Consider the following 13,607-nt stretch of genomic DNA (forward strand, 5'->3'; position numbering starts at 1 on the left):
ACGGGTAAGGCTGATCCCATGATTGTGACGCGACATGGTTGATGGCGGATCCCTGCGAACGGTAAGCGTCGGGATCAGGGAAGTGCTGGGTGCCGCGTTGCCGGGCGAACCAAGCAGGGGCGACGTGCGAGCGCTTCTGCTCGGTACGCGGGTCGATACGCGCAATCTGCGAGACTTTGTCGAACCCGAAACCCTGGACCTCTCAGGCGTTGGGGCCGCATTCGTCTTCCGCTACGGCGTTCTCGTGTTGATCGGGGCATCGGCCGAGACCGAGCGCAGGCTTATCGCCCATCTTTCCGACCACATCATCGAGCCTCTCGCTACGCCGGAAACGGAAACGGCCTGGATCGAAATCTGCGCCGACCGCGAAGAGTCCGTAAGCGCCGACGGGCACATCCGGCTGAAAGAGGCGTCGCGTGAACGGCTGCTGCTGACCGCCACCGTGGTCGCCCGAAGCGTCGTCCTCGCGCGCGACGAAGGCCGCATCGCGGAAGCCTTCGATCGCGTCGAACCGCTCATCAACGAACTGCGCATCCATGGCCGCGCGGTCATGCCAATCCGGCGGGTCATGCAGAGCATCGGCGACGTTCTCGCGGCGCAACATCGCGTGGTCGGCCGTGCGCAGATCATGGAGAAGCCGGACCTGCTCTGGGATCACCCCGAACTCGACCGGCTTTATGGGCGCCTCGAAGCCGAGTTCGAACTGGGCGACCGTGCGCGTGCGATGGAACGCAAGCTCGAGGTCATCGGTGACGCCGCCGAGTGGCTGCTCGACCTGGTGCAGGACAAGCGCTCGTTGCGTCTCGAGCTTGCCGTGATCGGGTTGATCGCGTTCGAGGTCGTTCTCAATATCTACGAGTTGTGGCGTCACTGAAGGCGTTTTGCACGAACGGGTGAATTTTCGGCGCTGCAAAAGCTCTGCGAAGATCGTGGTGTGGGTCTCGTCTGAAAGCGTCGTCTGCTAGCGGTGTTGCCGGACACGATTGCGGCGGATCGGCGATGGCGTCGCGGCAGGAAGATCGTTACGGTCGTGGTACTATGGGCCGCGGGGATGCGCGGTGCCGAGGGAGACGTCTCATGATGCTCGCGGCCTTGGTAATCGGAATAGTGGCGGGATTGCGGGCGATGATGCCGCTTGCCGCCGTCGCATGGGCGGCCAAACTCAGGATTCTCGACCTCGACGGTAGCTGGCTCGCGATACTCGGCTGGCGCTTCACGGCCCCGGTGATGACGTTGCTCGCGATCGGTGAACTCGTCACCGATCAGCTTCCGTCGACGCCCAGCCGCAAGGCCCCCGTGCAGTTCGGCGCGCGGCTCGTCACCGGCGGCGTAGCGGGCGCGGCGCTCGGGATGGCGACCGGCGGGGTCGTCATCGGAGCGATCCTCGGCGTTATCGGAGCGGTCATCGGCACGCTCGGAGGCGCGGCGGTTCGCGCCCGCCTCGCAACCTTGTTCGGCAGCGACCGTCCGGCAGCGCTGATCGAGGACGTTATCGCGATCGGCGGCGCGCTGCTGGCGGTGGCGCTCGGCTGATGCGCAGTTTCGATGCGATCATCGTCGGGGCAGGGCAGGCTGGACCGCCGCTTGCCGGACGGCTTACCGCGAAGGGCTGGCATGTCGCCCTGATCGAGCGACATCTAGTCGGCGGAACCTGCGTCAATACCGGCTGCATGCCCACCAAGGCGCTCGTCGCCAGCGCGTATGCAGCGCACCTCGCCCGCCGGGGCGCGGATTTCGGGATACGGACAGGCACCATCGAGGTCGACATGCCCGCCGTTGCGGCGCGGGCGGCACGCGTCGTCGAGGACGCACGCGGTGGCAACGAACGATGGCTCTCGTCGATGGAACGGCTGACGTTCCTGCGCGGCCATGCGCGATTCACCGGGCCCAAGACGATGACTGTCGGTGACGAGGCGATCACGGCGCCCCGCATTTTCCTCAACGTCGGCGGGCGCGCGGACGTCCCGGCGATGCCGGGCGTCGGCGATGTGCCGCATCTCGACAATACCGACATGGTCGCGCTCGACGCGGTCCCGCCGCATCTCGTCGTCGTCGGCGGCAGCTATGTCGGGCTTGAATTCGCGCAGATGTACCGCCGTTTCGGCGCCCAAGTGACGATCGTCGAGCGTGGCGATCGGTTGGTCTCGCATGAGGACATCGACGTGTCCGACGCGATCCGTGCCCTGCTCGAAGACGAAGGTATCGTGGTCCGCACGGAGGCGGACTGTATCGGGTTCTCCCGCCACGCAGAGGGCGTCGCGGTGTCCGTGTCGTGCAAAACGGGTGAGCCTTCGGTCATCGGCAGCCACGTCTTGCTGGCGATCGGACGTCGTCCCAACACCGACGATCTTGGTCTGGAACATGCCGGGGTCGCGGTCGACGCGCGCGGCTTCATCACGGTCGACGATCGATTGGGAACCAACGTCGCGGGTATCTGGGCACTGGGCGATTGCAACGGTCGCGGCGCCTTCACGCATACCGCGTATAATGATTTCGAGATCGTCGCGGCAAACCTGCTGGATGGCGACGATCGCCGCGTATCCCAGCGTATCCCGGGCTACGCGCTCTACATCGATCCACCCCTCGGCCGCGTCGGCATGACGCAGGCGCAGGCGATCGCCTCCGGCCGAAAAGTGCTCGTCTCGAAGCGGGCGATGACGCGGGTCGGCCGGGCGGTGGAGAAGGGCGAGACCAAGGGATTCATGAAAATCGTCGCCGACGCGGAGACCCAGCGCATCCTCGGTGCGGCCATTCTCGGCACCGGAGGCGACGAGGCGATCCACGGCATCCTCGACATGATGAGCGCCAACCAGCCGATCTCGGCGCTGCGCTGGGCGGTGCCGATCCACCCGACGGTCTCCGAACTGATCCCGACGGTGCTGCTCGATCTCCAGCCACCAGAGGCCGTGCCATGAGCGTCGTCGACGATCGCCGGCAGCAGATGTTTCCGACGCTCGACGCCGCACAGCTCGAGACCGCGAAGAGGTTCGCCAGTGGTCCAGCGCAGACCTTTGCCGCAGACGAACCTGTCTACGCGATTGGGGAACTCGGCGCCCCCGCGTGGCTGATACTCGCCGGCGCGATCGATGTCGTCCGCCGCGACGGGTTGAGCCACGAGGCGCCGATTACGACACATGGTCCAGGCCAGCTGACGGGTGAAGTAAGCCAGCTTTCGGGCCGGCCATCGATCGCAGCGGGACGTGCAGGCGCCGAAGGCTGCACGGCGCTACCGTTCGATGCGGCGCATCTGCGCGCCTTGATGGTCGGGTCGGCGGACGTCGGCGAAGTCGTCATGCGCGCGCTGATCCTGCGAAGGGTCGGACTGATCGAGGAGGGCGGCGCAGGCTCGATCCTGATCGGTGTACCGGGTAGCGCCGACATCGTCCGTATCCAGGGGTTCCTGACGCGTAGCGGCTACCCGAACCTCGTGCTCGATGCCTCTGCCGACGAGGAAGGGCGCGCCTTGGTCGAACGAACCGGGGTGTTACCGGGTGAACTGCCGCTGATGGTGTGCCCGAATGGCACCATCCTCAAGTGCCCGTCCGATGCAGAGGTGGCGACCTGCCTTGGCATGATCCCCGACCTCGACCCTGCGACGGTGTATGACGTTGCGATCGTCGGCGCCGGTCCTGCGGGATTGGCGGCGGCGGTCTACGCCGCGTCCGAAGGACTGTCGGTCCTCGTGGTGGACGAGCGGGCGATGGGCGGGCAGGCCGGCGCCTCCGCCCGGATCGAGAATTATCTCGGCTTTCCCGCCGGCATCTCGGGTCAGGCGCTGGCCGGACGGGCGTTCAACCAGGCGCTGAAGTTCGGCGCGGAAATGGTGATCCCGCTCGAGACGCTCCGCCTCGAATGCGCCGCCGACCCTGCCGGTCCCGATCCGCTGACGCTCGAACTGTCGGGTGATCGGCGCGTCCGGTCGCGGACCGTTATCATCGCGTCGGGTGCGCGCTATCGCCGTCCCGATATCCCCGATCTGGCGATGTTCGAGGGGCAGGGCATTTCCTATTGGGCCTCCCCGATCGAGGCGAAGCTCTGCGCGGGCGAGGAGGTGGCACTCGTCGGCGGCGGGAACTCGGCGGGACAGGCGGTGGTGTTTCTCGCCGCCCGCGTATCGCACCTTCACCTGATCGTCCGTCGGCCGATCGTCGAGACCATGTCGCGCTATCTGGTCGATCGGATCGCCGCGCTCGCCAATGTGACGCTCCATGTCGGCGTCGAGATCATCGGTCTGGAAGGCTATGCAGCGCACGGTTTGTCTGCCGCGCGCTTTCGCAACCGAGCGGACGGATCGATCAGCCGGTGTGCAATGCGGCACCTGTTCCTGTTCATCGGCGCCGATCCCAATGCCGGATGGCTGCACGGATGCGTCGCTACGGATGACAAGGGTTTCGTCGTGACCGGTGGCAATGGCCTGCCGTTGGAAACGAGCGTGTCGAGCGTGTTCGCCATCGGCGACGTGCGTGCGGGATCGACCAAGCGGGTCGCCGCCGCCGTCGGCGAGGGTGCTGCCGTCGTCGCGCAAATCCACACCAAGCTCGCCGAACGCAGCAAGGGAGAACCTGATGGCCGAGCGTTGCGAGCATACGGGAACGATCCGGGCCGTCACGCCCAGCGCCCGCGGGTGTGAGGAATGCCTCGCCATCGGAAGCCCGTGGGTGCATCTTCGTCTGTGTCGCGACTGTGGTCACGTCGGCTGCTGTGACGATTCACCACACCGCCATGCGACCGCGCATTTCCACGCGACGCAGCACCCGATCATCGAGGGCTATGATCCCCCCGAGGGCTGGGGCTGGTGCTACATCGACGAAATCGCGATCTCCCTGCCGAACCAGACCGCCCAGATAGGGCCCATCCCGCGCTACGTCTGATCGACGACGATCGTTTCGGCAAAGGCGGCATTTTTTGGACAAGGCCGGCCAAGTGCCGCGGGACGCGTCCGCAATTGCAAGCGAACGCTGACGATCACGGCGACGAGCCCCAGCGCCGCCGACCCCGCCCCGGCTAGCGCGACCGCGGGGAACCCCAGCCCTGCCGCGATCACGCCGCCGCCCAGCGCGGCGCCGATCGCATTGCCGAGGTTGAACGCACCGATGTTCATCGCCGAAGCGAGGTTCGGCGCATCCGCCGCCGCGTGCATGACGCGGATCTGGAGCGGCGGGACCAGCGCGAAGCTCGCGATGCCCCACAGGAAGATCAGGATCGCGGCGGGAACCTTCAGCGGCATGAACACGGCGAATGCGACGAGGATCACCGCCAGCGAGGCAAGCGTAACGATCAGCGTCCGATCGACCGAGCGATCGGCGAACCGCCCGCCGAGCCAGTTGCCAACCGTGAGCCCGACGCCGTACGTCACCAGCATTGCCGTGACGAAGCCGAGCGAGGCATGCGTCGCCTCGCGCAGGATCGGCGTGATATAGGTGAAGACGGTGAACATCGCGCTTGCACCCACCACAGTCAGGCCGAGCGCGCCGAGCACAGGGCCCCGGGCGAGCACGCGCAGTTCGGCTCTAGCGTCGCTACCCGCCGGTGCCGGCAAGCGCGGCAGGGTCAGGCGCAACGCCGCCATCGTCGCGACGCCGAGCGCGGCAATGCCCCAGAACGATGCGCGCCAGCCGAGATGCTCGCCCGCCCACGTCGCGAGCGGCACGCCGACGACATTGGCGATCGTCAGCCCCATGAACATCGCCGCGACCGCGCCGGCGCGCCGGTCCGCCGGCACCAAGCTGGCCGCGACGATCGAGCCGACACCGAAGAACGCGCCGTGGTTGAGCGAGGTCAGGATCCGCGCGACCATCAACATGGCGTAGCCGGTCGATACCGCCGCCAGCAGGTTGCCCGCGGTGAAGATGCCGGCAAGCACGATCAGCAATGTCCGCCGCGGCACCCGCCCGGTCGTCAGCGTCATCAGCGGCGCACCGATCACCACCCCCAGCGCATAGGCGCTGATCAGCAACCCGGCGGTCGGGATCGACACGCCGAGATCATGGGCGATGACGGGCAACAGGCCCATTGGCGCAAATTCGGTCACGCCGATGCCGAACGCACCGACGGACAGGGCCAGCACAGCGGGATTGAATTTCATCACGTGATCCTCAGACCAGCGCCGGGTTCAGGCGGGCGAAACCCTCCTGCTGGCGGTATGGGGTGTGCGGGTAGGGCGGCAGCACATCGCTCGCCGCGTCGAGCGCGGTCACGTGATCGACCGACAGGCTCCAGCCGACCGCGCCGAGATTGTCGCGCAACTGCGCTTCGTTGCGCGCACCGATGATCACCGACGCGACGGTCGGGCGACGCAGTAGCCAGTTGATCGCGACCTGCGGCACGGTCTTGCCGGTGTCCGCGGCGACCGCCTCCAACGCGTCGATCACGCGGTAGAGATGCTCGGCCTCGACCGGCGGCGCGAACTGCTCCGTGTCGTGGAGGCGGCTGCCCGCGGGTATCGGCCGGTCTCGCCCGATCCTGCCGGTCAGTCGACCCCAGCCAAGCGGGCTCCACACCAGCGCACCGACGCCTTGGTCGGCGCCCATCGGCATCAGGTCCGCCTCGTAAGCGCGGCCGATCAGCGAATAATAGACCTGATGCGCCACGAGGCGCGGCCAGCCGTGCCGGTCTGCAATCCCCTGCGCCTTCGCCACCTGCCAGCCCGGATAGTTGGACACCCCGGCATAGCGGACCTTGCCCGCGGCGATCAGCGTATCGAGCGTTCCCATCAGTTCCTCGGTCGGGGTGGACGCATCGAACGCATGAAGCTGGAGCAGATCGACATGATCGGTGCCGAGCCGTCGCAGCGAGTCCTCGACCGCGCGGACGAGACGCGCGCGCGACGCGCCCCAGTCCTGCGGTCCGTCGCCCATCGGCAGCCCGGTCTTGGTCGAGATCAGCACCTGCTCGCGCCGCCCCTTGATTGCCGCGCCGAGCACCGTTTCCGATGCGCCGTTCGAATAGACATCGGCGGTGTCGAACAACGTTACGCCCGCATCGAGGCAGACGTCGACCAACCGCCGCGCCTCGGTCTCGTCGCTGCGGCCCCATGCGCCGAACAGCGGACCGGTGCCGCCGAACGTCCCGGTGCCAAAGCTGAGCACGGGCACGCGAAGCCCCGATGATCCCAATTGCCGATAATCCATGTGCGTGTTCCCGATTGCGCTGTAGACGCATAGATGGCCGGTCGTGCTCGCTTTGATTAGCTGCCGGCGCAGCGAAGGATCTGTGACATGGACGCAAAGGCCGACACTGCGATGGGCGTCGGAGCCGATCGCGCCCGATCGCTGGAGGTCTTCGCCGCGGTGATGCGCGCGGGCAGTTTTTCGGGTGCGGGCCGCGTGCTGGGATTGACGCCGTCCGCGGTTGCGCGGTCGATCGATCGGATCGAGGCACGGCTCGGCGTCAGGCTGCTCCTGCGCTCGACCCGTGCGCTGACGCCGACCGCGGAGGGACAGGCTTATTTCCAGAGCGCGCGCCGGATTCTCGCCGATCTCGACGACGCCGAACAGCAGATCGCCGACCAGGGCGCGCCCCGGGGTCGGTTGCGGGTCAGCGCGGCGCTCTCGCACGGGCGGTTGTGCGTCGTCCCGCTGCTCGGCGAATTCGTCCGCCGCTATCCGCACATCGTGCTCGATTTCGCGCTGAGCGATTCGATCGTCGATGTCGCGGCGGGGCAGGCGGACGTCGCGGTCCGGTTCGGCCCGTTGGCGGACAGCCTGCTCACCGCCCGCAAGCTGGGCGAAAGCGGCCGCGTGATCGTCGCGTCACCCGCCTATCTTGCCCGCTGCGGCATGCCGCCCACGCCCGAAGACCTGCGCGATCATAACTGCTTCAATTTCAATTTCCGCCGGATCGAGCCGGTATGGCCGTTCCGGCGCGACGGCCGCGACATCACGCTGTCGGTAAAGGGCAATATCGAGGCCAATAACGGCGAGACGGTCGCCCAGCTCGCCGTCGCCGGGGTCGGGATCGCGCGTGTCGGCACGTTCAGCGTCGCCGACGATATCGCCGCGGGCCGGCTGGTTCCCCTTTTCGAGGACCTCAACCCTGGCGACGTCGAACTCATCCACGCGGTCTTCGTCGGCGGCATCAACATGCCCGCCCGCGTCCGCGTGTTCGTCGATTTCCTCGCAGCGCGCTTGGCGGCATAGCGCGGGCAACACTTCCTCGTGCCGTCCGCCGCCTTGTCGTTCGCAAAACCGTTTCAGATTTTTACGAATGCGTCCGCCTTGTCCGGCGTAAGGTAGACACGATTTCGGGCCCGGTTGCCAGCACGAGGCAGGTCGGCTTGGCGGTGTGCCAGTATATCTGCACGTCTATCCGCCCGGCCTCACGTTCGCGTTGACGAGCATCAGGTCGGACGTGATCGGTCTCCGGTTCGGTGATCTCGCTGAACATCAGCGTGCGAGCGTTGCCAGGTCCGTCGCCAGACGAGCGGGGTCACGCCGACGACGCGGCGGAACAGCCGTGTCAGATGCGCCTGATCGGTCAGCCCGCAGGCATAGGCGATCTGGCTGAGCGTCTCGTCGGTCCGCAGCATCAGCGTCTGCGCGCGACGTACGCGCTGACGGATCAGGAACGCGTGCGGGGTTTCGCCTGTCGTCACCTTGAAGGCGCGACAGAAATGCCCCGTGCTGAGTCGTGCCACTTCGGCCAGCGCATCGAGACCGACCGTCGATCCCAGCCACTGCTCGATATGCTGGACGACGCCGCGCAACTGCCATGCGGCGAGTCCGCCCTTGACCGACTTCCGGATCGGCTGCGGATCGTCCTCGACGAACATCGCCGCGAGCCGCTCGAGGTAATGCCGTGCGACGTGCGGATTGTGATCGAGCGCGCTGACCGCGTTTGCCAGCAAGCTCGCGGCCACGGACGGCGCGAACCCGTGAGGCAGGTGCGTGATCGTTGGGGCAGTGTGCAGCATCGTCTGTTCTCCCTCACAACCTGTGCGGAGAACCATAACGGATGTGTATCGATCGGCTGCGCCCCGGCCGGGGTGGCGATCGCCCCCTCTTTAGTGGGGCGCGGTAGAGCCCTGGATCAGAGTTCGATGATCCCGCGCTTGGCCGCGATCGTAACCGCGTGCGTGCGGTCCGAGGCACCGAGTTTCGCGAAGATCAGCTTCATATGGCCCTTCACGGTTTCCTCCGTGACGGCCAGCCTTGCCGCGATCTGCTTGTTGGAATTGCCCGCCGCGGCGAGCGACAGCACGCCGATCTCGCGCTCGGTCGGTGCATCCTCGATGACGTGGAAGGCGATGCTCGACGCCACCTGCGCGTTGAGGTGCTTGCCACCGGCATGGACCGAGCGGATCGTGTCGAGCAGTTCCTTGCGGAGCGTGTTCTTGAGCAGATAGCCGGCGGCCCCGGCGCGCAACGCGCGCAACGCCTGCGCATCGCCGGAATAGGTCGTCAGCACGATGATACGCGCCTGCGGCCAGTGGCTGCGCATCGCGGCGATGGTGTCGACGCCGCCGATCCCCGGCATCTGCAGGTCCATCAGGACGATGTCGGGCAGATGCGTCGGGTATAGCGCGAGCGCCTGTTCGCCGGACTCGGCCTCCGCGACGAGCGCGAGATCCGTTTGCGTTTCGATCACGGCTCTTACCCCCTCGCGGAGGAAGGGGTGATCGTCAACGATCATGATGCGGATCTGCGGCGATGACGACACGGCGAACTCATGAGGTTGGGAACTGTGAAGCGGAAACCCTGCGCCGTGTCCGATGGACGTGGCAAGCCGCCGATTCATCAGCGCACGGCCAACCGGTCGAAGGAGTCGCGGAAGACCTCCGCCACCGCTTCGAACCGTGCTGCTCCGACACAGAATAGCCAACGCGACAATGTCCCAGGTCGAGCCGGGTGTCGATCGTCGGGGAGCGCATCGAACAGCCCCGCCAGCATCGCCTCCGGTGTTCCAGACAGACTATCGGGATCGAGGCCGCTGTCGAGGAGGCTTGGCGCGAACGCGGCGGACTCGGCGTCGAGGCGGATCGTTTCGCGCGCTGCCGTCGCGACCGCCTGGCGCATCACGCCGGGCGTCCAAGCCGCCGGGTTGCCCAGACCGATTGCTAGGACGGTGGTCGCCTGGATCGGTCGCGCCGGCGCCGACAGGGTCAGGACCTCGCCTGGCTCGGCACGGAATATTCCGTCGGCGCGTAGCCGCGTGATCGCACCCCCAAGTGCCGTATCGAGGTTGCCCAAGCCGCCGCCGGGCTTGTTCCGTCCGATCTCGTAAGAGAACACCCCTGCGATCGCCACTGCGACTTCCGCGCTCACCGCATCGCGCGGCGCGACATCGATGCGAACGCCCCGCCATCTCCCGATCGTCACCGCGTCGTCTGCACGGCCATCCATCGGCGGCATCCTGTTCTCCCGTCGGTCCGATCCGGGACCTTTCCCATCGCCTAACATAGTGACACGCAAGGATCGTGGATCGGGCTGACGAAATTTGGATAATCATCACGTTCGCTGGCGAAGCGGTCGGCATCGAAAGTCGCGTATAATTGCAACTCTTGCTTTTGGTTGTTTCGTCAGCGTAACGTAGATCATCGTCGCTGGGGTGGACATCGTCATACTATCTGCACGATCTGGCTATCTACGCACGACAGGGCGTCGGGCGATCATCCGCCTGCTGGTGGGGATCGCCTGCCTCCTGACGCTGACGACCGGCGCATCGGCACTCGATCCCACGCGGACGATCGCCCAACTGCGCCATTCGCGCTGGACGCTGGGCGATGGTGCGCCCGGCAACATCCGTGCGATCGCTCAAGGGCGGGACGGCTATCTCTGGCTGGGCACCGCAACCGGTCTCTACCGGTTCGACGGCATTACTTTCGAGCGGATCGTGCCCGCCGACGCGGATCCCTATCGCTCGCCCCAGATCACCGCGGTGCTTGCTGCCCGCAACGGCGACATCTGGGTCGGCTATAACTTTGGCGGTGTCGCGGTGTTCCGCGGCGGTATCCTCAAAGTCGCCAACCCGTCGCCCCCCATCGGCGGCGTCAACCGGATCGTCGAGGGGCGCGACGGCGCGATCTGGTTCGCGGTGGAATCGAAGGGCAGGCTGGTCCTCAGCCGATTGTCGCATGGGCGCTGGTCCCGCTTCGGGGCCGGGCAGGGCGTACCGGACACCGCGATCGGCGATATCCTGAGTACGTCCGGGGGCATCTATGTGTCCGCCCGCCCGCGGATGTTGCTTCTCAAACCCGGCGGTACGCGGTTCATCGACGCCGGGATCCCGAGCGACACCTACACCGCGCTTGCCGAAAGTCCGGGCGGTCGCCTTTGGCAATGGAATGGCGACCGGATCCGGCCGGTGACGGGCGAGGGCAGCGCGTTTCGATCGGGACCTGTCACGACGCCCTTCGTCTTCCCCAAGCCGGTGTTCGACCGTGATGGCAATCTCTGGCTGCTGGGGCAGGACACCGGGCTGGGACGGCTGCCGGCCGGATCGCTCGATCGTCCCGAAAACCGCGATCCGATCCAGATGTTCACCGAGAAGCAGGGGCTGACGGCATCGCTGACGCTGTCGATGCTGGAGGACCGCGAGGGCAATATCTGGGTTGGTACCGAGTCCGGGCTCGACCGCTTCTCGCCGAGCAATATCGTCCAGCCGGAGACGACCGAGGCCCTCGTATCGGGACTCGTCGGACCGACCGGCGGCGGGCCTGTCTTCGTCGCGGGGCTGTCCGGCGTGTACCGGATCGCCCGGGACGGCAAACCCGTGATGATCTTCCGGGTGGCGGATATCGGCGTGCTGTGCGGGGACAGTCGCCGCGTGCTGATCGTCAGCATGCGCGGCAAATGGTTGCTCGACATCGATCGATCGGGCAACCTCGGCAAGGCCACGCCCATTCGTGGTCCGATATCGATAACCTGCGCGCTGGATACCAACGGCCAGTTCTGGACGGGCGCGGACCGGGTCTACCGTGTCGTCGGCGACAGTCTCCAGTCGGTCGGCGGCGCGGCGGGCACGGCTGGCTCCTCCGTACCCCGTATCCGCAGCGATGGCGCAGGCGGAATCGTGTTCGCACGTGTCTTCAAGGGGTTTGCGCGGCTCAAGGACGGCACCGAGACCCGGCTGTGGCGCCGCGAGGATCACGTCGTCGGCTCCACCCGGACGATGGTGCCGAGCCGCCACGGCATGCTGATCGTCGGGGATCAAGGGCTGGCCCGCTATGACGGCCGCCGACTGGCATCGCTGACCGACCGGTCATATCCGTTCCTCGTCGGGCTGACCGGCCTGATCCAGACCGCGGACGGATCGACGTGGGTTATCGGGGCGACGGGGATCGTCCGGATGGCGACCGTCGCGCTCGATGCGGCGTTCGCGCATCCCGGCGCGCCGCTTCCCTTCGAACGCTTCGGGTATCAGGAGGATTTTCGCGCACGCTCGAACATGGTCGACGCGAACGACATCGCCGAGGACGCAGCGGGGCGATTGTGGTTCGCGACCAACAAGGGGCTGGCGATGATCGACCCACGCCACGTGTCGCGCAACCGTTTGCCGCCGACCGTGCAGATCCGTTCGCTCGATTCCGGTGGCGCCGAGCAGACGCCCGGAACGCGGCCGGCGGTATTTCCCGCCGGCACCAATCATGTCAGGATCCGCTACACCGCGCTGAGCCTCACCAATGCGACCGCGAACCGCTTCCGGTACCGGATCGAGGGGATCGATCGCGACTGGGTCGACGCCGGTGAAGCCCGCGAGGCGCTGTATACCAATCTCGGCCCCGGCACGTATCGCTTCCGGGTCATCGCCGCCAACAACGACGGCGTCTGGAACCGCAACGGCGCGGTGCTCACGTTCACGATCGCGCCGCGTTTCTACCAGACCTACGCGTTCGTCGCGCTCTGCATCGCCGCCATCCTGATCCTGGGCTGGCTGCTGTATCGCCGCCGGGTCCGCGCGATCGCCGACCGCACGCGCGGCCGGTTCGAGGTCCAGCTGGCGGAGCGCGAGCGCATCGCCCGCGAGCTTCACGACACGCTGTTGCAGGGGTTCCAGGGGCTGATGCTGCGCTTCCAGTCGGTCGTCGAACTGCTGCCGCGCGGCGACCGTGCGCGGACCAGCCTCGAGGGCGTGCTGGAGCGGGCCGACGACGTGCTGCTCGACGGCCGGGACCGGGTCCGGTTCCTGCGCGACAATATGGAACCGGTGGTGCTGCCTGCGTTACTGACCGCGATCACCGAAGACATCGTCGCGCCGCCGCTGACCTGGGACCTGGACGTCGAGGGCGTCCAGCAACTGGTCTGCGCACCGGTCGCCGACGAGATCGCGCAGATCGTCCGCGAAGCGCTCGCCAATGTGGTGCGTCATGCCGAAGCGGATCGCGTCGGCGTCGCAATCCGATCGCGGTCCGACAAGCTCGTCATCACCGTGACGGACGACGGTCTCGGCCTTCCGTCGGACGTCCGCGAAAGCGGGCATAGACCCGGCCATTACGGCCTGATCGGGATGCGCGAACGTGCCATCGCGATGGGCGGAATCCTCGCGATCCGGTCCGACCCGAAATCCGATACCGGATCCGGCACCGAGATCAGGGTAACGATCCCGGCGCGGATCGCCTATCGATGAGCGGGAAGGCGATGATCGTCACCCTCCCGCCGATCGCGTAGCGC

At 66.8% G+C, this 13,607-nt stretch carries 12 protein-coding genes; 7 read left to right on the forward strand and 5 right to left on the reverse strand.

From position 1 onward, the window contains the following. The first annotated feature begins 82 nt into the window (after positions 1–82). The 5 genes from C8J43_RS10920 to C8J43_RS10940 all read left to right on the forward strand — a co-directional run bounded on the left by C8J43_RS10920 (position 83) and on the right by C8J43_RS10940 (position 4,871). Positions 83–874 carry an RMD1 family protein gene (locus tag C8J43_RS10920; protein ID WP_236698747.1) on the forward strand — a complete coding sequence of 264 codons (792 nt, stop codon included), beginning with the start codon at positions 83–85 and terminating at the stop codon, positions 872–874. 203 nt (positions 875–1,077) lie between these two features. Continuing rightward, the gene (locus tag C8J43_RS22545; protein WP_133030931.1) at positions 1,078–1,533 is read left to right on the forward strand and encodes a DUF4126 family protein; all 456 of its coding nucleotides are present in this window, start codon (positions 1,078–1,080) and stop codon (positions 1,531–1,533) included. After that, positions 1,533–2,915: an FAD-containing oxidoreductase gene (locus C8J43_RS10930; RefSeq protein ID WP_133030932.1), complete on the forward strand. Its 1,383-nt coding sequence runs from the start codon at positions 1,533–1,535 to the stop codon at positions 2,913–2,915. The genes C8J43_RS22545 and C8J43_RS10930 overlap by 1 nt, the downstream gene beginning before the upstream one ends. Continuing rightward, a complete protein-coding gene (locus tag C8J43_RS10935) occupies positions 2,912–4,630 on the forward strand; it encodes an FAD-dependent oxidoreductase (RefSeq protein WP_133030933.1) in 1,719 nt (572 codons plus the stop codon). Before C8J43_RS10930 ends, C8J43_RS10935 begins: the two co-directional genes overlap by 4 nt. Positions 4,631–4,658: 28 nt before the next feature. Continuing rightward, positions 4,659–4,871 carry a UBP-type zinc finger domain-containing protein gene (locus C8J43_RS10940; protein ID WP_243645524.1) on the forward strand — a complete coding sequence of 71 codons (213 nt, stop codon included), beginning with the start codon at positions 4,659–4,661 and terminating at the stop codon, positions 4,869–4,871. Here C8J43_RS10940 and C8J43_RS10945 read toward each other — a convergent pair. Further along, positions 4,862–6,085 (reverse strand): MFS transporter, encoded by a 1,224-nt coding sequence (locus C8J43_RS10945; protein ID WP_133030935.1) that lies wholly within the window; start codon positions 6,083–6,085, stop codon positions 4,862–4,864. The two genes, C8J43_RS10940 and C8J43_RS10945, sit on opposite strands and share 10 nt — an antisense overlap. A gap of 10 nt (positions 6,086–6,095) precedes the next feature. Beyond that, a complete protein-coding gene (locus C8J43_RS10950; RefSeq protein WP_133030936.1) occupies positions 6,096–7,130 on the reverse strand; it encodes an aldo/keto reductase in 1,035 nt (344 codons plus the stop codon). Positions 7,131–7,217: 87 nt separating this feature from the next. On the opposite strand from C8J43_RS10950, the gene C8J43_RS10955 reads away from it, so the two are divergent. Beyond that, positions 7,218–8,138: a LysR family transcriptional regulator gene (locus C8J43_RS10955; RefSeq protein WP_133030937.1), complete on the forward strand. Its 921-nt coding sequence runs from the start codon at positions 7,218–7,220 to the stop codon at positions 8,136–8,138. A 200-nt stretch (positions 8,139–8,338) separates the two neighbouring features. On the opposite strand, the gene C8J43_RS10960 is transcribed toward C8J43_RS10955, so the two are convergent. The 3 genes from C8J43_RS10960 to C8J43_RS10970 all read right to left on the reverse strand — a co-directional run bounded on the left by C8J43_RS10960 (position 8,339) and on the right by C8J43_RS10970 (position 10,340). Then, the gene (locus C8J43_RS10960; protein WP_165899607.1) at positions 8,339–8,911 is read right to left on the reverse strand and encodes an AraC family transcriptional regulator; all 573 of its coding nucleotides are present in this window, start codon (positions 8,909–8,911) and stop codon (positions 8,339–8,341) included. Between the two features lie 116 nt (positions 8,912–9,027). Then, positions 9,028–9,735 carry a response regulator transcription factor gene (locus C8J43_RS10965; RefSeq protein WP_133030939.1) on the reverse strand — a complete coding sequence of 236 codons (708 nt, stop codon included), beginning with the start codon at positions 9,733–9,735 and terminating at the stop codon, positions 9,028–9,030. Beyond that, positions 9,735–10,340, reverse strand: coding sequence for a M17 family peptidase N-terminal domain-containing protein (locus C8J43_RS10970; RefSeq protein ID WP_165899608.1), 606 nt, complete (start codon positions 10,338–10,340; stop codon positions 9,735–9,737). The genes C8J43_RS10965 and C8J43_RS10970 overlap by 1 nt, the downstream gene beginning before the upstream one ends. A 205-nt stretch (positions 10,341–10,545) precedes the next feature. On the opposite strand from C8J43_RS10970, the gene C8J43_RS10975 reads away from it, so the two are divergent. Beyond that, positions 10,546–13,563, forward strand: a complete 3,018-nt coding sequence (locus C8J43_RS10975) for a sensor histidine kinase (protein WP_243645526.1) — start codon at positions 10,546–10,548, stop codon at positions 13,561–13,563. The last annotated feature ends 44 nt before the right edge of the window (positions 13,564–13,607 follow it).

This window comes from Sphingomonas sp. PP-CE-1G-424, assembly GCF_004341085.1.
In the GTDB taxonomy this organism is placed as follows: domain Bacteria; phylum Pseudomonadota; class Alphaproteobacteria; order Sphingomonadales; family Sphingomonadaceae; genus Sphingomonas.